Annotated in this window: 14 protein-coding genes and 1 rRNA gene (1 of these 15 running past the window's edge); 9 read left to right on the top strand and 6 right to left on the bottom strand. The window is 72.1% G+C overall.

What is annotated here, in order from left to right; translation table 11 throughout:
- Positions 1-240: ribosomal RNA gene (locus BJY16_RS10535) — 16S ribosomal RNA — on the bottom strand (it extends 1275 nt beyond the left edge of the window).
- A gap of 985 nt (positions 241-1225) precedes the next feature.
- Between BJY16_RS10535 and BJY16_RS10530 the strand changes: the two genes are divergently transcribed.
- The 3 genes from BJY16_RS10530 (at position 1226) to BJY16_RS10520 (ending at position 3831) form a co-directional block, all read left to right on the top strand.
- Positions 1226-2044 carry an RNA polymerase sigma factor SigF gene (locus tag BJY16_RS10530; protein ID WP_185039145.1) on the top strand — a complete coding sequence of 273 codons (819 nt, stop codon included), beginning with the start codon at positions 1226-1228 and terminating at the stop codon, positions 2042-2044.
- A gap of 141 nt (positions 2045-2185) precedes the next feature.
- A complete protein-coding gene (locus BJY16_RS10525) occupies positions 2186-2854 on the top strand; it encodes a DedA family protein (RefSeq protein WP_185039143.1) in 669 nt (222 codons plus the stop codon).
- Positions 2855-2994: 140 nt separating this feature from the next.
- The gene (locus BJY16_RS10520; RefSeq protein WP_185039140.1) at positions 2995-3831 is read left to right on the top strand and encodes an SDR family NAD(P)-dependent oxidoreductase; all 837 of its coding nucleotides are present in this window, start codon (positions 2995-2997) and stop codon (positions 3829-3831) included.
- A 624-nt stretch (positions 3832-4455) separates the two neighbouring features.
- On the opposite strand, the gene BJY16_RS10515 is transcribed toward BJY16_RS10520, so the two are convergent.
- Together BJY16_RS10515 and BJY16_RS10510 are read right to left on the bottom strand one after the other, a co-directional pair.
- Positions 4456-5526: an NHL repeat-containing protein gene (locus BJY16_RS10515; protein ID WP_185039137.1), complete on the bottom strand. Its 1071-nt coding sequence runs from the start codon at positions 5524-5526 to the stop codon at positions 4456-4458.
- A 195-nt stretch (positions 5527-5721) separates the two neighbouring features.
- A complete protein-coding gene (locus tag BJY16_RS10510) occupies positions 5722-7758 on the bottom strand; it encodes an alkaline phosphatase family protein (RefSeq protein ID WP_239177172.1) in 2037 nt (678 codons plus the stop codon).
- A 97-nt stretch (positions 7759-7855) separates the two neighbouring features.
- Between BJY16_RS10510 and BJY16_RS10505 the strand changes: the two genes are divergently transcribed.
- On the top strand, positions 7856-9019 hold the full coding sequence (locus BJY16_RS10505; RefSeq protein WP_307835715.1) for a glycoside hydrolase family 18 protein: 1164 nt from the start codon (positions 7856-7858) through the stop codon (positions 9017-9019).
- A 13-nt stretch (positions 9020-9032) separates the two neighbouring features.
- Here the strand turns inward: BJY16_RS10505 and BJY16_RS10500 are convergent, their stop codons facing one another.
- On the bottom strand, positions 9033-9719 hold the full coding sequence (locus BJY16_RS10500; protein WP_185046383.1) for a LamG-like jellyroll fold domain-containing protein: 687 nt from the start codon (positions 9717-9719) through the stop codon (positions 9033-9035).
- A 2-nt stretch (positions 9720-9721) separates the two neighbouring features.
- Positions 9722-10219, bottom strand: a complete 498-nt coding sequence (locus BJY16_RS10495) for a hypothetical protein (protein WP_185039133.1) — start codon at positions 10217-10219, stop codon at positions 9722-9724.
- A 116-nt stretch (positions 10220-10335) separates the two neighbouring features.
- On the opposite strand from BJY16_RS10495, the gene BJY16_RS48340 reads away from it, so the two are divergent.
- The gene (locus tag BJY16_RS48340; RefSeq protein WP_185039130.1) at positions 10336-10776 is read left to right on the top strand and encodes a MarR family winged helix-turn-helix transcriptional regulator; all 441 of its coding nucleotides are present in this window, start codon (positions 10336-10338) and stop codon (positions 10774-10776) included.
- A gap of 4 nt (positions 10777-10780) precedes the next feature.
- On the top strand, positions 10781-12577 hold the full coding sequence (locus tag BJY16_RS10485) for an MFS transporter (RefSeq protein ID WP_185039127.1): 1797 nt from the start codon (positions 10781-10783) through the stop codon (positions 12575-12577).
- Positions 12578-12907: 330 nt separating this feature from the next.
- Here the strand turns inward: BJY16_RS10485 and BJY16_RS10480 are convergent, their stop codons facing one another.
- The gene (locus BJY16_RS10480; protein ID WP_185039124.1) at positions 12908-13480 is read right to left on the bottom strand and encodes a TetR/AcrR family transcriptional regulator; all 573 of its coding nucleotides are present in this window, start codon (positions 13478-13480) and stop codon (positions 12908-12910) included.
- Positions 13481-13566: 86 nt separating this feature from the next.
- On the opposite strand from BJY16_RS10480, the gene BJY16_RS10475 reads away from it, so the two are divergent.
- The 3 genes from BJY16_RS10475 to BJY16_RS10465 all read left to right on the top strand — a co-directional run bounded on the left by BJY16_RS10475 (position 13567) and on the right by BJY16_RS10465 (position 17284).
- On the top strand, positions 13567-14766 hold the full coding sequence (locus BJY16_RS10475; protein ID WP_185039121.1) for an MFS transporter: 1200 nt from the start codon (positions 13567-13569) through the stop codon (positions 14764-14766).
- A gap of 92 nt (positions 14767-14858) precedes the next feature.
- Positions 14859-16448 (top strand): alpha/beta hydrolase, encoded by a 1590-nt coding sequence (locus BJY16_RS10470; RefSeq protein WP_185039118.1) that lies wholly within the window; start codon positions 14859-14861, stop codon positions 16446-16448.
- 248 nt (positions 16449-16696) lie between these two features.
- The gene (locus tag BJY16_RS10465; protein WP_185039116.1) at positions 16697-17284 is read left to right on the top strand and encodes a TMEM165/GDT1 family protein; all 588 of its coding nucleotides are present in this window, start codon (positions 16697-16699) and stop codon (positions 17282-17284) included.
- Positions 17285-17286 lie beyond the last annotated feature (2 nt).

Below are 17286 nucleotides of genomic sequence, written 5' to 3'. Positions count from 1 at the left end.
AGCTGATAGGCCGCGAGTCCATCCCAAACCGAAAAACTTTCCACCCAGCACCATGCGGTGCCAGGTCATATTCGGTATTAGCCCCCGTTTCCGAGGGTTATCCCAAAGTCTGGGGCAGGTTACTCACGTGTTACTCACCCGTTCGCCGCTCGAGTACCCCGAAGGGCCTTTCCGCTCGACTTGCATGTGTTAAGCACGCCGCCAGCGTTCGTCCTGAGCCAGGATCAAACTCTCCAACAAAATCTGTTGTAAAGCGTCCCGGCAACAAAATGTTGCCAAAGGAATCTCCCACCCATCCCGAAGGACAGGCCGGGGTATTGCCATAATTGGCACTGGCTTTTCAAGCACCCTGTTGAGTTCTCAAAGAACAACCGCACACCATCAAACGCTCCGCTTTCGCGGCCCGCCCTCCGGGGCACTCGTTCAACTTTACCCTCGCGCTTTCGTTTCGCCAAATCCGCGGTTTCCCTCAGATTTGCCGGAAGCGAATCTCGCTCGAGCCCCGCGGAACCTTACACGACGAAGCGCCGCGCTCGATCTTGGGGGTTTGGCAGGACGGCCGCTGCGGATCTCTCCGCTCGCCCGTTTCCCTGCCGGCTCGGAGAACATTACCCGGCCGCTCGCGCGGCGCCAAATCCACCCCCCTCCTACGACACCGTTGTTGTGGATGAGTCCGCTGCGGTTCCGGCGAACCCGTGTGAACGTCGGTGAGAAGGTGAAGTGGATACGACTTCTGTTCATTCTGTGATGACGCCTGTGCGGAACGTCAGAGCTACGCGGCCCGGCGGCACGAGCGCGGTGGGCGTACCCCAATCGGGTCTTGAAAGCGACGGGGAAGAGCTCGTCGAGACGCGGAAGCCGGATCAGACCGGCTCGGAGGCGATCGGTGGGGCACATCGCCACGGCAGCGTCACCGTGAGGACGACCACGAGGAGTGGCTACAACGTCCGGTGGTCGCCGCGCACCGCACCAGCCAGGAAGTGCAGTGATGCGGCCGGCTCGCGCCGGACTGCGGCCGCTGCACACCAGTCGGACGAGTGTCACTCATACTTTCGGCTAGTCTTTCGTCAGACATCAAGCTAGGGTGGTCCCAACTGAACGGACCACCATGCGCGGGCGCCGCCGAGTGACTAGGCGGCGTCGCCCGTGGGTAAGGACGCCCGACCGACTGGGTCCATGTGCCATGTGGACCGGCTCTCCGGAAAGGTGCCAGGGAGGACCTCGCATGACCGTCATGGAGACTTCGACTTCGACGACCGTCGCACCGTCGACGGCTGCCAGCGCCGAAAGCCCCGTGGACAGCGCTGCGGAACTGCTCAACGCGATGGCTGCGATGCCGGCCGGGCACCCGTCCCGGGCCGCGCTCCGCGACCAGGCGATCGAGGCCTGGCAGCCGCTCGCCCGCCACCTCGCCAACCGTTACTCCGGTCGCGGTGAGCCCACCGACGACCTGGTGCAGACCGCCATGGTCGGCCTGATCAAGGCGGTCGACAAGTTCGACCCGGAGCGCGGCGTCGACTTCGCCGGCTACGCGATCCCCACCATCATCGGCGAGATCAAGCGGCACTTCCGCGACCGCACCTGGTCGGTCCGCGTCCCGCGCCGGCTGCAGGAGCTGCGCCTGGCGATCACCGAGGCGAACAGCACGCTCACCCACTCCCTCGGCCGCTCCCCGACGGTCCCGGACATCGCCGCCCACCTCGGCATCAGCGAGGAGGAGGTGCTGGAGGGCCTGGAGGGCGCCCGCGCCTACAACGCCACCTCGCTCTCCACTCCGATCAGCGCGGACGGCTCCACCGAGCTGGGCGACACCCTGGGCGGCGAGGACCACGAGTTCGAGCTGGCCGAGACCCGGGTCGCCCTGGGCCCGGCGCTCGCCACCCTGGACGAGCGTGAGCAGCGGATCCTGACGCTGCGTTTCTACGGCAACCTGACCCAGTCGCAGATCGCCGACCAGATCGGGATCTCCCAGATGCACGTCTCCCGCCTGCTCACCAAGGCGCTCGCCAAGCTGCGCAACCAGCTGGCCTCCGAGACCATCTAGTGACGCTGTGAAACGGCCCCGCTCCTCCTCGGAGCGGGGCCGTTTCGCTGGGTGACCGCGCCGCCACCCGAAAAGGTCTGACCAGGATTGCGGAACAGGTCCATGCGACCGTCGTCACCATCGGCGGCTACCGTAGTGCCGATGCCACCTTCAGCCGAGCTCCCCGGGTTCCTGCACAGCGTCGCCCCGATCCTGGACCGCTGGGGATACCTGGCTCTCGCCGCGGTGATGGTCGTGGAGAGCTTCGGGGTGCCCGCGCCCGGCCAGACGATCATGGTGGCCGCCTCGATCTACTCGAGCACCGGCCGGATGAACATCTATGTGGTGGCGCTGGTCAGCTTCGTCACCGCGGTGGTCGGCGACAACATCGGGTACTGGATCGGCCTGCGCGGCGGCCGCAAGGCGGTGCACCGCTGGGGCAAGTACATCTTCATCACCCCGGAGCGGCTGGAGAAGGCGGAGAAGTTCTTCGCCCGGCGCGGCAACCGGATCATCGTGGTGGCCCGCTTCATCGACGGGCTGCGCCAGCTCAACGGCGTGATCGCCGGCATCACCAAAATGCCGTGGAAGACGTTCACGCTCTACAACGCGATCGGCGCGGCGCTCTGGGTCGGCTGGTGGACGACCGTGTCGTACTTCCTCGGCGCCAACCTGGGGACGATCTTCGAGCACGTGCACAAGTACAAGTGGCCGGCCATCGCGGTGATCGTGCTCGCGGTCGGCACCTATGTGACGCTGCACGTGCGGCACATCCGCCGGCGCCGGGCCCGCGCCGCGGCCAGCGCGCCGGTCGAGGAAAACCCGGCATAAGACCCTTGTGGCGTACGCGGTGAGCACCGCCCCTGCTTCTTTCCGCCTGCCCGTGCGCGCCCCGAGCGGCCGGTAAGGGCCAGCTGCCGGACGGTGCCGGGATAGTCTCCGGGGACGGCGGCTTACCCGGAGGGCATGCGGTGCGACGGTTCACCTTCGCGGGACGTACCTGTGTGATCACCGGAGCGGCCGGTGGGATCGGCGCCGCGCTCGCCCTCGACCTGGCGAAGCGCCGCGCGGTGCTGGTGCTGGTCGACCGCGACGCCGAAGGGCTGGCCCGGGTCGCGACGATGGCCCGGGAACTGGGCGCGCCGGACGTCTCGACGTACGTCATCGATCTGGCCGACGGTGGTGACCGCGGCGACCTGGCCGCCGAGGTGGCCTCCCGGCTCGGCGGCGCCGACCTGCTGATCAACAACGCCGGCGTGACGCTGTCCGGCACCTTCGAGCAGAACGCGCTCGCCGACGTCGAATGGCTGCTGGAGATCAACCTGCACGCGGTGCTCCGGATGACCAAGGCGTTCCTGCCACAATTGCTGGCCCGCCCCGGCTCGCACCTGGTGAACGTGTCCAGCCTGTTCGGCCTGATCGCCCCGCCCGGCCAGGTGGCGTACGCGACCAGCAAGTACGCGGTGCGCGGGTTCACCGAGGCGCTGCGGCACGAGCTGGAGCCGCGGGGAGTCGGGGTGACCGTGGTGCATCCCGGCGGGGTGCGCACCAACATCGCGCTGAACGCCCGGCTCAGCGGCCCCGACCCGGACGGCGCCCAGGCCGCGGAGAACAGGCGGTTCCACGAGACCGCGCTGACCCTCCCATCGGAGGAGGCCGCCCGCCAGATCGTCGCCGCCATCCAGTCCCGCCGCCCCCGCCTGGTGATCACCAAGGCGGCACGCGCCGCCGACCTGCTGGCCCGGGTGCTGCCCGCCCGCTACTGGACGATCAGCGAGGCCGTCGCCCGCCGCCGCAAACTGACCTGACCCGCCCCCGTCAGGTCATCCACATCAGCGCGTTGTCCACAGGCCCGGCGCCCAAGATCCCGCTACCAGGTCACACTGTTTTCGGGGCGGCTCCCCCTTGGGTGGGCGGGGACTGAAAAGTTGCCGGCCCGCCCTCGATCGACATCGCAGGAAGATTCCCGGGCGGGGACCGGAAGTTGGCGGGGTCGCCCAGACGCCACGGGACGCTTCCAAGCCGGCGACTGAAGTGACTGGGCCACGTCCAGCCGACACAGCAACCGGGGCCGGAGCCGAAGCGCACCCGGGCCGGAGCGGAGCCGAAGCAGACCCGGAGCCGGAGCCGCAGCGGACCCGGAACCGGAGCGGAGCCGACGCCGGAGCCGACGCCGGAGCCGGAGCGGAGCCGGGCCGGGCGGAGCCGGAGCGGGGGCGGAGCCGACGCCGGAGCGGAGCCGGGCGAGGGCGGAGCCGACGCCGGAGCCGGGGCGAGGGCGGAGCCGGAGCGGAGCTGCGGCGGGGGCGGAGTCGAGTCGGAGAACCCTGACATTGCCGAATTGGGGGGATTACGCCCTCGTGGGCGGGGGCTGGCAAGTGGACGGACCAGCGCGAGCCGAACCGGCGTGGGCGGGACGGCCGCCGTGGCTACTAGCGGGAGAGGCTGGCGAAGCGGGGGGACGGAAGGCCGCCGATGGTGGTGAAGTCGCCGCCGGCTTCCAGGGTGGGTGGGTTGCGGCCCACGGCCAGGGCGCGGACGCCGATCACGCCGTTGGCCTGGGGGTTCCACGGGGTGAGGCGGCCGTCCGGGCTGATCGCGGCGAGTTTGACCCGGGGCAGGGCGCCGTCCAGGCAGGCGCCCTGCGGGCCGGTTCGCGGGGTGCGGCAGGCCCGGTCGAAGTGGCCGCCCACATAGGTCACTCCGGCGGCCGTGATGATCGCGGCAGCGTCTCCGTCGAAGACCTGCTGCCAGCGCATCCGGCCGTCGAAGGCGTAGGCGACGGCCCGGCCGCCCTGGCCGCCGGTGGCCGCGTAGACGCCGGCGCCGTCCACCGCCACCGCGGTCACCTCGGCCACCGGTGCGGGCTGGAACCACGGGTCGACGGCTCCGGTACGTCCGTCGGTCACCGCCAGCCGCGGGGTGCCGCGTACGCCGTCCACGCTGCGGAATGCGCCGCCCAGGTAGATCCGGCCGCCGCCGGCCGCGAGGCTGTGCACCCGGTCGTCGGCGGCCGGGTGCCAGGTCCCGTCGAGGCGCCCGGTGGCCAGTGTGAACGCGGCCAGGTTGGCGCGTGGCTCGCCGTCCACCCGGGTGAAGCTGCCGGCCAGGTAGAGGCGGCCGTTCGCGACGGCCAGCGCGTACGGGGTCCCGTCCACCGGGTGGGCGAACCGGAGCACCCGCCCGGAGGCGGGGTCGAGCGCGGCGACCGCGTCCCGCTTCTTGCCGGCGACGGTGTGGAAGAACCCGGCAGCGTAGAGCGCGTCCGGCGTGGCGGCCAGCGCGCGGACCGTGCCGTCGGCCGGTGGCGCCCAGCTCAGCAGTTCCCCGGTACGTGTGTCGTAGGCGGCCAGCCGCTGCCTCGGGTAGGTCCGGCCACCCGACGTCGCGGTGGTGAACGCCCCACCGATGTAGACGGTCGTGCCGCGGTGGACGATCGCGTGGACGCTGCCGTTGAACGTGGGCGCGACCCGGGACGACACCGGTGCGGTGGAACGCGACACCGCACGGAAGGCGGGGACCGGCGCAGGCCAGGACCGGGCGGGTGCTGAGGACGCGGCGGGTGCTGAGGACGCGGCGGGTGCTGAGGACGGGGCCGGGCGGGGCGACGCCGGAGGGAGAGCGGACGCCGGGGCCGCGGGGAGCAGCAGGGTCCAGGCGAGCAGGACGGTGGTCAGAGCACGGCGGCGCACACCGGACTAACCCTCGCGGGTCGGGGAAAGTCGCGGTGACCGGTTCCGGTCGAGGTCGTCGGCGTGGATCGGGTCGCCGGCGGTGACCGCGGGCCGGGCTGTCTCGCGCAGGCCGAGCATGGTCAGCCACTCGATCAGCTGCCGGTGCACCGCGTCCGGGCCGTCCAGCTCGGCGGTGACGGTCCAGGCCGCCGGGTGCACCAGCACCGCGTCGGTCTGCCAGCCGCCCAGGCCGCCGTGCGAGCCGACCAGCTCCTCGAACGCCGCGACCTCCTCGGTCTCCGAGTCGACCGAGCTGATCACGACCAGGTCGCCGACGTGCGCGGCCTCCTGGTGACGCAGCAGGTCGGCGCGCGCCTGCCGGCCGTACGGAAGCAGCGGGTCCTGCCCGGACACCTCGCCGTCCCGCAACCGATGGCTGCCACCCGGACCGAAAGCGATCGGCCCTTGCTCGTCCCCGACCACCACCAGCCCGATGCCCGGATGGGCGGCCAGCCCGGCGATCAGCCTGGGGTAGGTCTCCTCGATCTCGGCGCGCAGCACCCGGTGCGGGAAGCGGGTCAGGTAGACCAGCGACAGGTTCCCGGACGACAGCACCAGCAGTGGCGCCGCCGGAGCCGGATCGGGCGCGCGTTTGCCTTGCTCCTCGGCCGGCTCCCGGGGCGCGGCCGCGGTCTCCGCGGTGAGCCGCTGGACCACCTCGTCGAGCGTCTCGCCGTGCCGCTGCCGGAACGTGGCGCCCTGGCTCTGCCCATGGTCGGAGAGCACCACCAGGTGGTAGCGCCGGGCCGCCTCGGGCGACAGCCGCTCCAGCACGCCGAGCACCCGGTCCAGGCTCTCCAGCTGGCGCATCGACTCCGGCCGGGCCGGGCCGGCGTGGTGCGCCACCTCGTCGTAGTCGACCAGGTCGCAGTAGATCACCGGGACGCCGCGGGCCATCTGCTCGGCGACCAGCGACACGTTCACGTCGCGCAGCAGCATGGCGGCCGGGCGCAGCGCCAGGTACGCCCCCGAGCGGCTGACCCGGGGCAGCAGGTTGCGGCGGCGCTGCAGGCGGGCCTGGTGCAGCTCGGTGAAGACCTCGGCGACGCCGAGCACCAGCGCGCGGGTGAAGCCGTAGGGCGAGGCCATGAACGCCGCCCAGCCGCGCGCCGACCGGCCGGGCAGAGCCGCGTGGCTGACCGTGAGCAGGTTGGTGGCGGCGTCCCCGCCGAACGCGTTGCCGATGCTCACCCCGCCGTCGCGGAGCAGGCCGCGGCCGTCGCTGAGCCGGCGCTCGATCACCGCGGCGTCCCGCGGCCGGTTCGCCACCAGGATCTTGCCGGACTCCTTCTCGAACCAGCGGAACGCCGGGATCTGCCGGGACGCGCCGTGCAGGATGCCGGCCTGCGAGGCCGGGGTGGTGGACGGCAGCCCGGTGTGCCAGCGGCGCACGGTGTGGCTGCCGGACCGCAGCCAGTGCCCGAGAACCGGCAGGTTGCCGGCCCGGACCGCCCAGCGCAGCACCGGCTCGGCGACCCCGTCGAGCTGCACCACGAGCAGCCCCGGCTCGGTGCCCGGACGGGGCCGGCGCAGGGTGAGGAACGGCCCGCCGGCCCGCCGGGCGGCGCGGCGCCGGACGCCGCGCATCAGCCGCCGGGCCTCCCGGACGAAGGTGTCGTCGCTGCCGGCGTCCACCATCCAGTCCAGCAGCGCCGCGAAGATCACCGCCAGGATCGCCGCGACGACCAGGGTGGGCAGCCCGCTGATCCGGTTCGCCGGGTCCAGGTCGAGGGCCACCACCATCACCGCGACCTGGGTGACCACGCCGAACAGCATGGCGCCCCAGCCGCCCAGCGCGGTGATCCCGAGCAGCAGCAGCGGCCGCAGCACCGCGCCGACCACCGCGACCAGGACCACCAGGCTCAGCGTGTCCAGGATGTCCGCGCTGGCCACGCCGGGCATCAGCCACAGGGTCACGGTGACCACGACGAAGGTGATCAGCGCGCTGCGGAGCACGGCACGCGCCCGGCCCAGGACTCGGCGCCAAGCGAATACGGCCACGGCTCGACAATGGCACAGCCCGGCTCGGGTCGTACGGCGGCACACGATAGGGGGAACGTGGGGCCGATCACCCGGTTCGGCGGCTACTTTCGTGCCGGTGCGTGCCTTTCTCGCCCTGCTGCTCCTGTTCCTGACCGCCTGCTCGGCCCCGGCCCGCCCGGCGCCACGGGTCCCGGACGGGCCGGTGGTGGCCGGGTACTTCACCGAGTGGGGCGTCTACGGGCGCGGGTTCCGGGTGCGGGACGTGCAGGCCGGGCGGCTCACCCACCTGCTGTACGCCTTCGGCAAGGTCGACCAGGGCCGGTGCGGGGTGGGCGACGCGTGGGCGGCGTACCAGAAACCGGTGACCGCGGCGAACAGTGTGGACGGCGAGGCGGACGCCGCCGACGCGCCGCTGCGCGGGAACTTCGGGCAGCTCCGGAAGCTGAAGGCGGCGCACCCCGGACTGAAGATCATCTGGTCGTTCGGGGGGTGGACCTGGTCGTCCGGGTTCACCGCGGCGGCCGCCGACCCGGCGGCGTTCGCCAAGTCCTGCCACGACCTGGTCACCGATCCGCGCTGGGCCGGGTTGTTCGACGGCATCGACGTGGACTGGGAGTACCCGAACGCGTGCGGCCTGAGCTGCGACACCAGCGGGCGGGAGGCGCTGGCCCGGGTACTTGGCGGGCTGCGCACCGCCTTCGGCGAGGACGCGCTGGTCACCGCGGCGGTGCCGGGCGATCTGCGGAAGCTCGCGGCGACCGACTACTCGGCGGCGGCCGCGCCGGCCGACTGGCTCAGCGCGATGACCTACGACTATTTCGGGGCCGGGGATTCCGGGGTACGGACGGCGCCGCACTCGCCGCTGACCGAGTACCCGGGCATCCCGCGGCCCGGGGCGACCACCGAGGCGACCGTGTCCCGGCTGCTCGGCCAGGGCGTGCCGGCCGCGAAACTGCTCTTCGGGATCGGGTTCTACGGACGCGGGTGGACCGGGGTGCGCAGTCCGGCGCCGGGCGCGGCCGCCACGGGGCCGGCGCCCGGGAAGTACGAGAAGGGGATGGAGGATTACAAGGTGCTGGCCACCCGCTGCCCGCCGACCGGGACGGTGGGCGGGACGGCGTACGCGCGGTGCGGGGCGCAGTGGTGGTCCTACGACACCCCGGACACCATCCGCGGCAAGGTGGCCTTCGCCCGGAGCCGGGCGCTGGGCGGGGTCTTCGCCTGGGAGCTGTCCGGGGACACCCCGGACGGAGCCCTGCTCACCGCCCTGGCCGGCTAGCGGGTCACGCCCCTCATCCGATCCGGACCCAGACGTTGTCCAGGGCGCCGTTGAACTGATCGTTGTCCCGGTAGGCGCCCTTGCCGCCGATGCTCAGCGGCCGGTTGTTGGCGACCGCGAGACCGGCCGGGATCCGGGTCCGGCCGCGCAGCACGTCGTCCACGTAGATGTCGAACCGGCCGCCGGCCCGCTCGCAGCGCACCCGGTGCCAGCGGCCGTCGGCGACCGAGGCCGAGCTGCGCACCATCCGGATCCCCGGGCTGCGCACGTCCACCAGCACGCAGCTGGGCTGCCCGGCCGCACCGTCGACCTGCAGCTTGTACTGACTGCTGGTCTTGGAGTAGCCCTTCTGCACCACGTTCTGCCCCTTGCTGGTGGCGGCCGGGGCGAGCAGCACGTCGGCGCCGTAGGCGAGGTTGCGGGTGCCCGGGTTCAGATCGGCGGTGCCCGGGCTCTGCAACGCCACGTGCGGGCAGACGGCCTGCTCGCAGTGGGCCGGGAAGGCGACCGCGTTGCCGGCGCCGTGCACCACCAGCCGGACCTGACCGCCGTGCCCGGAGATGATCCGCAGGTGATGGCCGAACCCGGAGTCGTCGAGGACCAGGCCGCCACGGCCGTTGAAGTCGTACCGGGCGATGGTGACCGGGACCGGCGCGCCGATCGACAGTCCGGCGCTCACCGCCAGCAGGGACAGCAGCATGATCACCCGAAGAAGTTCTGCACCTGGGTGAGCGTCAGGTAGCCCTGTCCGGCCAGCTCACGCGGGACCGACGGGAGCGCCTTCTCGATCACCGGCAGGTCGGCGCCGCCGCTGGCCGGGGGCGGGGCCGGCTCCGGGTCGGGCGGCAGGTCGGGCAGCGCCATCGCCTCCCGGATCACCTCGAACATGGTCCGCACCTCGGTCACCGCGAGTCGCATCAGCTCGGTCTCCGAGCAGGCCGGCGGCAGCGCGCAGGTGAAGTTGGCGCGCAGCTGGTCGTCGACCCGGCGGATGTCGGCGCTCGGGCGCAGGTGGTCGACGCCCTCGGTGACGATGCCGAGCTGGCACCCCTGGATGCCGCTCCGGTGCCACCACCGCTGCCAGCGCGGGTCCGCGTCGATGGTGTGCGCGGCGTGCTGGAGCGCGACCAGGAAGTGCCGCGGCGCCCGGCCGTCCCGAGTTGCCGTCCCCAGCCGCGGGTGGAGCCAGAACTCGTCCATGTCTCGCATGGTCCCAGGCGACCCGGGTGCCTCGTGGGAATTCCGGGGTCGCGCGTCGGAGTGGAAAGCGCCACGGTACATAACATGCTTGTATAAGTAGGTGATATAAATTCGGGGTGCGCACCCCGAACGAGGACGCGGCCGTCGCGACCACCTTCGAACGTCTCTACGCCGGCCTGCGGCGGATCACGCCGCGCAGCGAGCTCAGCCTCACCGCCGCCTCCACGCTGGCCCGCCTGGAGCGCTCCGGGCCGCACCGGCTCTGCGAGCTGCACGGCCCCGAGGGGGTGACCCAGCCGGCGATGACCCAGCTGGTCACCCGCCTGGAGCGGGACGGGCTGGCCAGCCGGGGCAGCGACCCGGCGGACGGCCGGGCGGTGGTCGTCGGCATCACCGACGCCGGACGGGACGCGGTGGCTAAGCGCCGGGCCGGGCGCGCCGAGGCGCTCGCCGAGGTGCTGAACCGGCTCCCGGAGGCCGACCGGGCCGCGATCGTCGCCGCGCTGCCCGCCCTGGACCGGCTGAACGACCTGCTCATGGACACCCGGAAGGACTGATCGCATGCTCGCCGTGGATCATCCGCGCTACAAGTGGGTCGCGCTCTCCAACACCACGCTCGGCAACCTGCTCGCGACGATCAACTCGTCCATCGTGCTGATCTCGCTGCCCGCCATCTTCAAGGGCATCGGCATCAACCCGCTCGCCCCAGGCAACGTCAGCTACCTGCTCTGGATGCTGATGGGCTACATGCTGGTCACCGCGGTGCTGGTGGTCACCCTGGGCCGGCTCGGCGACATGTACGGCCGGGTCAAGATCTACAACGTCGGCTTCGCCATCTTCGCGCTCACCTCGGTCATCCTCTCCGTCGACCCGTTCCACGGGGGCGGCGGCGCCGTCTGGCTGATCGGCTGGCGGGTGCTGCAGGCGATCGGCGGCGCCATGCTGATGGCCAACTCGGCCGCGATCATCACCGACGCGTTCCCGGCCGAGCAGCGCGGCATGGCGCTCGGCGTCAACATCGTCTCGGCGCTGGCCGGCTCGTTCATCGGCCTGGTCGCCGGTGGGGTGCTGGCCGAGTGGGACTGGCGCTCGGTGTTCTGGGTGAACATCCCGCTCGGCATCGCCGGGGCGGTCTGGGCGTACCGGTCGCTGCACGACACCGGGGCCCGGCGGCAGGCCCGGATCGACTGGTGGGGCAACGCCACGTTCGCGCTCGGCCTGACCGCGGTGCTGGTCGCGATCACCTACGGCATCCAGCCGTACGGCGGGCACACCCAGGGCTGGACCAACCCGTGGGTGCTGGCCGGGCTGATCGGCGGCGCGCTGGTGCTGGTGCTCTTCGGGATCATCGAGACCCGGGTGGCCGAGCCGATGTTCCCGCTCAAGCTGTTCCGCGACGCCGCGTTCACCGGCGGCAACCTGGCGAACCTGCTGGCCAGCGTGGCCCGCGGCGGCCTGCAGTTCATGCTGATCATCTGGTTGCAGGGGATCTGGCTGCCGCTGCACGGCTACGACTACGAGCAGACCCCGCTCTGGGCCGGCATCTACCTGGTCCCGCTGACCATCGGCTTCCTGGTCGCCGGCCCGCTCGCCGGGTTCCTCTCCGACCGGTTCGGCGCCCGCCCGTTCGCGGCCGGCGGCCTGCTGGTGATGGCCGCGTCGTTCGCCGGGCTGCTGCTCGTCCCGGGCGACTTCGGCTACCCGGTGTTCGCCGTGCTGATCTTCATCAACGGCCTGGGCGGCGGCCTGTTCTCCGCGCCGAACACCGCGCTGCTGATGTCCAGCGTCCCGGCGAACATGCGCGGCGCGGCCTCCGGCATGCGGGCCACCTTCATGAACGCCGGGCAGGTGCTCTCCATCGGCGTCTTCTTCTCGCTGATGGTGGCCGGTCTCTCCGACTCGCTGCCGGCCAGCCTGCACGCCGGGCTCACCGCGCAGGGCGTGCCGGCCGACGTGGCCACCAACGCCGCGCAGATCCCGCCGGTCGGCACGCTGTTCGCCGCGTTCCTCGGCTACAACCCGATCGCCGAACTGCTCGGGCCGTCGGTGCTGGGCGCGCTGCCGCCGGACAACGCGGCCACCCTGACCGGCCTGGAGTTCTTCCCCCGGCTGATCGCCGACCCGTTCCACGACGGCCTGGTGGTGGTCTTCTGGATGGCGATCGGGATGGCCGTGCTCGGCGCGCTGGCGTCACTGGTCCGCAGCCGGTCCATCGCCGCACCGGCCGCCGGCCGGGCCGCGTCCGGGGAATTCGTGGCGGACGAGGCGAAGGTCAGCGCGGAGCTGGCCGAGGCGCAGCCGCTGCAGAGCGCCGCGCGGATCCCGGAGCCGCTGGAGAAGCCCGCGATCCGGGAGTGACCGGTTGTCCACACCAGCGCGCCGTCCACAACCTCGCCGCGCGGAGCCGCCGTTCCGCGCCACACTGTCCTCGGGGAGGCCCCCTGGGGAGGGCGGGACTGGATGGTTGCGGGAGCACGGGACCGGATGGTTGCGGGAACGCGGGACCGGATGGTTGCGGGAACGCGGGACCGGATGGTTGCGGGAACGCGGGACTGGACGGTTGCGGGAACGCGGGACCGGATGGTCGCGGGAACGCGGGACGCTTGACGAGGCGGCCACCAGATCGAGATCAAAGCCGATTTTCGGTACGGGTGGGCGTACCGGAAAGTGGTCTTGATCCTGGGAGGGTCACCCGGTCGCGGCGTCGAGCAGGGCGGCGGCGATCACCCGCGCCTGGTGCACGGCGGCCGGGCCGGGGTCCTGGCGGGCACCGACCATCGCGCCGTCGTAGAGGATGACCAGCTGGGCGGCGAGCGCGGCCGGGTCCGGCGCGCCGGCCTCCCGGGCCAGGTCGGTGAAGAGCTGCCGGGTCCAGGCGCGGCTGGCGTCGGACTCCTCGCGGACCACGCCGTGCGGGTCGGCCTCGGCGCCGGCGTTGTAGAAGGCGCAGCCGCGGAAGCCGGGCTTGGCGGCCGACTCGGCGAGCGAGTCGAAGACGGCGAGCAGCCGGTCACGCGGATCGTCGTGGGCGTGGACGCGGCGCAGGATGCGCGCCTGGCGCTCCTCGTGCCGCCCCTGCAGATAGGCCCGGACCAGGCCGTCCTTGTTGCCGAACGCGGAGTAGAGGGACGCCTTGGCGACCCCGGCGCGCTCGATCACCCGGTCGATGCCCACGGTGTGCACGCCCTCGGCGTAGAAGAGCTCGTCGGCGGCAGCCAGCAGGCGCTCGCGGGCCGACCGGCGGGGTGACGCGACTGACATGCGATTGACGGTAACAGACAGGTCTGTCTAGTGTCTGCGTCAGACAACTAGACAGACCTGTCTGTTCAATCACTGGGGGATTCCTCATGACCGTCGTCGCCGAGCGCACCGTCGCACCGGCCCGGTTGAGCCGGCCCGCCGCGTTCACCGCGATCGCCGCCATCCTGGTGACGTTCGCCGCCGCCTCCGCCGTCCCGTCCCCGCTCTACGTCGTCTACCAGCAGCTCTGGGGCTTCTCCCCGGCGATGTTGACGGTGATCTTCGCGGTCTACGTGGTCGCCCTGATCGCCACCCTGCTCACCGCCGGCGCGCTCTCCGACCACGTCGGCCGCCGCCCGGTGCTGGCCGGCGCGATCCTGCTGGAGGCCGTCGCGCTGGTCCTCTTCCTGACCGCCGGCGACGTGTCCGTGCTGCTGGTGGCCCGGATCGTGCAGGGCGTGGCGACCGGCGCCGCGCTCAGCACGCTGGGCGCCACGCTGATCGACCTGAATCCGGCGCACGCGCCCGGCCGGGCCGGCCTGATCAGCGGCCTCGCGCCGGTGGCCGGGCTGGGGCTGGGCGCGTTCGGGGCCGGCGCGCTGGTCGAGTTCGCGCCGTTCCCCACCCACCTGGTCTACGCGGTGCTGCTCACCGCCATGGTGATCGCCGGCCTGGCGGTCGCCGGGATGCCGGAGACCTCGGTCCGCCGGCCGGGCGCCGCCGCCTCGCTGATCCCCCGGCTCGGGGTGCCGGCCCGGCTGCGTGGCGACCTGTTCGCGCTGGTCCCGATCATCGTGGCGAGCTGGGCGCTGGGCGGGCTCTACCTGTCGCTCGGCCCGTCGGTGGCGTCCGAGGCGTTCGGCGTCCACGACCACCTGCTGGCCGGCCTGGTGGTCGCGCTGGTCACCGGCACCGGGGCGATCACCTCGTTCCTGCTGCGCGGGGTGGCCACCGCCCGGGTGCTGACCATCGCCGGGGCCGGGCTGCTGACCGGCGGCGCGCTCGGGGTGGCCGGGCTGGTCACCGGCAGCCTGGCGCTGGCCACCGCGGGCACGGTGATCGCCGGGGCCGGGTTCGGGGCGGCGTCGCTGGCCTCGTTCAGCACGCTCGCCCGGATCGCCGCGCCGCACGAGCGGGGCGAGCTGCTGGCGGTGGCGCTGACCATCTCGTACGCGGCGCTGAGCATCCCCGCGGTGATCGCCGGGCAGGCCGCCACCCGGATCGGGCTGCACACCACCGCGCTCTGGTACGGCACGATCGTCGCCGCCCTGGGCCTGCTGGCGCTGCTGACCCGGCGCCGCTCCTGATCCCTTTCGGGGGCCACCGTCGGCGTGGACAGGTGGAAAGTGCCCGAGAACGCTTCAGCATATGGGGCGAATCGGACACCGAGGGGCGAGGCATGAAGAGAATCTGGGCGGCCGCGACCGTGGTCGTGCTCGGCGCGGTGGGCGCCGCGGTCACCTCGGCGGAGGCGGCGCCACCACGCGGCGCCCCGAGCTACAAGCCGGCGCCGATCGTGTGGAGCCCCTGCACCGACACCTCGCTCAAGGCGCAGGGCGCGGAGTGCGGGTTCGTCACCGTGCCGATGGACTACGCGAACCCCGGCGGCGCCACCATCGAGCTGGCCGTCGCCCGGGTCAAGCACACCGTGCCGGCCGACAAGTACCAGGGCCCGATCCTGGTCAACCCGGGCGGGCCGGGCGGCGCCGGGCGGGGCATGGCCACGCTCGGCTCGCACGTGCCGAAACAGGCCGGCGCCGGCTACGACTGGATCGGCTTCGACCCGCGCGGGGTCGGCGCCAGCAAGCCCAAGCTGACCTGCGACAGTGACTACGCCGGGTACCGCCGGCCGGCCTACGTGCCGGTCACCCCGGCGATCGAGGCCGCCTGGCACGCCCGCAGCCGCAAGTACGCGGCGGACTGCGCCAAGGCCGGCGGGGCGCTGCTGCGGCACCTGCGCACCGAGGACTCGGTCCGGGACATCGACAGCATCCGGCAGGCGCTGGGCGCCGAGAAGGTCAGCTTCTACGGCTTCTCCTACGGGACCTACCTCGGTCAGGTCTACGCGACCCGGTTCCCGGAGCGGGTGCGCCGGATGGTGCTGGACGGCAACGTCAACCCGGGCCGGATCTGGTGGCAGTCGAACCTGGACCAGGACATCGCGTTCGACCGGAACATCAAGATCTACTTCCGCTGGCTGGCCGACCACGACGCCGTCTACCACCTGGGCCGGACCCGCAAGGCGGTCGAGCAGCTCTATTACCGCCAGCTCGCCGCGCTGGGCGCCAAGCCGGCCGGCGGGGTGATCGGCCCGGCCGAGCTGACCGACATCTTCCTGCAGCCCGGCTACTACATCTTCGGCTGGGAGCAGGTCGGGCAGGCGTTCTCCAGCTGGGTCACCAAGAAGGACCCGGCCGGGCTGAAGAAGCTCTACGACGACAACAACCCGCAGACCCCGGGCAGCGACAACAACTACGCGATCTACCTGGCCGTGCAGTGCACCGACGCGCCCTGGCCGGCGTCCTGGTCGACCTGGTCCAGGGAGAACTGGCGGGTCCACCACCGGGCGCCGTTCGAGACCTGGGGCAACGCCTGGTACAACGCGCCGTGCCGGCACTGGGCCGCGCCCGCGAAGCCGGCGGCCCGGGTGGACGGGTCGAAGGTGCCGCCGATCCTGCTGCTCAGCGAGACGCTGGACGCGGCCACGCCGTACTCCGGGAGCCTCGAGGTGCGGCGGCGGTTCCCGCGCGCCGCGCTGATCGAGGGGGTGAACGGCACCACGCACGCCGGGTCGCTGTTCGGCAACGCGTGCGTGGACGACGCGGTCGCCGACTACCTGGCCACCGGCGCGCTGCCGGCGCGGGCCCGGGGCGACCGCTCGGACAAGCAGTGCAAGCCGCTCACCCCGCCGGACCCGGGTCAGCCGGCACTCAAGCGCTCGGCCGGACCGGCCGACCGGATGCGCCTGCAGCGGCTGATCGGCCGCTGAGGTTCGCGGACAGCGGGGCCCGGTGACGTATCTCGCCGCCGGGCTCCGCTGCTGTTCGGGTAGAGTCGATCTCGCGAAGGGGAGTAGCTCCCAATGTCGCGGTCGACATACTGACGTTCCACGGACCGTCCGGCCGCGCGGCCTCACACCGAGGCGAGCGAGACCTTCGACCAGGCTGTTCCAATCGGACGGCCGGGTCGAGGTCGCCCTGCGTCTGAAACCCGGTCGTGCTTCACCGGGAGTTATCTGTGGAAGTTTTCCTCACCGCGCTGGGCGTCAGCTTCGCGGTCATCTTCGTCGCCGAGCTCGGCGACAAGTCCCAGCTCATGGCGATGACCTTCGCCACCCGCTTCAAACCGATCCCGGTGCTGATCGGGATCACCGCGGCCACCGCGCTGGTCCACCTGGTCTCGGTCGGCGTCGGATACTTCCTCGGGGCGACCCTGCCGACCGACTGGATCTCGCTGATCGCCGGCGTCGCCTTCCTCGCCTTCGGCGCCTGGACGCTGCGCGGCGACAAGCTCACCGACGACGAGAAGAACAAGGCGGAGCGCTCCACCGGCTCGGCGATCCTGGCCGTCGGCGGCGCCTTCTTCCTGGCCGAGCTGGGCGACAAGACCATGCTGGCGACGATCACCCTGGCCACCCAGTACGGCTGGTTCGGCACCTGGCTGGGCTCCACGATCGGCATGGTGGCCGCCGACGCGCTGGCCATCCTGGTCGGCCGGATGCTCGGTAAACACCTACCGGAGCACATCATCAAGTGGGGCGCGGCGGCACTTTTCGCTATCTTCGGCATCTGGCTGATCGCCGAGGGCGTGATCGGCCTGTCCTGATG

Source organism: Actinoplanes octamycinicus, assembly GCF_014205225.1.
Classification (GTDB): Bacteria; Actinomycetota; Actinomycetes; order Mycobacteriales; family Micromonosporaceae; genus Actinoplanes; species Actinoplanes octamycinicus.
The sequence above is the reverse complement of the archived record's forward strand: the minus strand, read 5'-3'. Positions and strand labels throughout refer to the sequence as shown.